The following is an 804-nucleotide window of genomic DNA, read 5'->3' as shown; positions in this document are numbered from 1 at the left end:
ACAACATTGGCCCCGGTAAGTGTTTCCCGTCGACGTTTTACAGACGGATTAATGCTGGTGACCGCAGGGGAGCATGCGAGGCGATTCGCTGGTGGATTAAGGACGGTGGCAGAGACTGCCGTATTCGCTCAAACAACTGCTACGGTCAGGTCTCACGGCGTGACCAGGAGAGCGCGCTGGCGTGCTGGGGAATTGACAGATAAGCAGAATATTTTGCTGAAAAATGCGGTTTGCTCACACGGGCGGATAACACGAAATCCTGCGAACTGGCAAAAACTAAGTGAATAAAAGTAAAACCCCGTTTGTTGGCCGCAAGCGGGGTTTTGTGTTTCCTGACTCCGGAAAAGTCAAAGGAGAAAGTGTGTTTGATTTTAGCAAACTGATTCGGGAGATTCGAATGATGGCTGAAAAATTATCCACCTGGAAGTTCATCCTTATCTGGCTGGTGTTTGTGATTATGGCTTCCGGTTATTTCATTGGTCAGATACGCTGGTGGTGAAATGAACCGCGTACTGTGCGTGGTCATCATTGCCCTGCTGGTGGCCTGTGGTGCGCTTAGTCTGGGGCTGAATCATTACCGTGATAACGCCATCACCTACAAAGAGCAGCGCGATAAAAAAGTCAGTGAGCTGGAGCTGGCAAATGCAACCATTACTGATATGCAGCAGCGCCAGCGTGATGTTGCTGCACTTGATGCCAGATACTCGAGGGAATTAGCCGATGCGAGAGCTGAAAATGAAACTCTGCGCGCTGATGTTGCCGCTGGTCGTAAGCGCCTGCGGATCAACGCCACCTGCCCCGGTA

At 51.0% G+C, this 804-nt stretch carries 2 protein-coding genes and 2 pseudogenes; all 4 read left to right on the top strand.

Annotated elements, in window-relative coordinates; genetic code table 11:
• The coding region (locus tag HEN33_RS25195) for a lysozyme (protein WP_032271598.1) at positions 1-203 on the top strand (203 nt) is incomplete at its 5' end.
• Positions 204-361: 158 nt separating this feature from the next.
• Entirely contained in the window at positions 362-499 is a 138-nt protein-coding gene (locus tag HEN33_RS25190) for a hypothetical protein (RefSeq protein WP_000459342.1), read from the top strand.
• A gap of 1 nt (position 500) precedes the next feature.
• A pseudogene (locus HEN33_RS25185) lies at positions 501-740 on the top strand (lysis system i-spanin subunit Rz); the annotation flags it as partial.
• Positions 721-804: pseudogene (locus HEN33_RS26880) on the top strand (Rz1 family lipoprotein); the annotation flags it as partial. The pseudogenes HEN33_RS25185 and HEN33_RS26880, both read left to right, overlap by 20 nt.

Origin of the sequence: Escherichia sp. 94.0001 (genome assembly GCF_013369155.2) — a bacterium.
Taxonomy (GTDB): domain Bacteria; phylum Pseudomonadota; class Gammaproteobacteria; order Enterobacterales; family Enterobacteriaceae; genus Escherichia; species Escherichia coli_F.
This window is presented reverse-complemented; position numbering and strand designations above follow the sequence as displayed.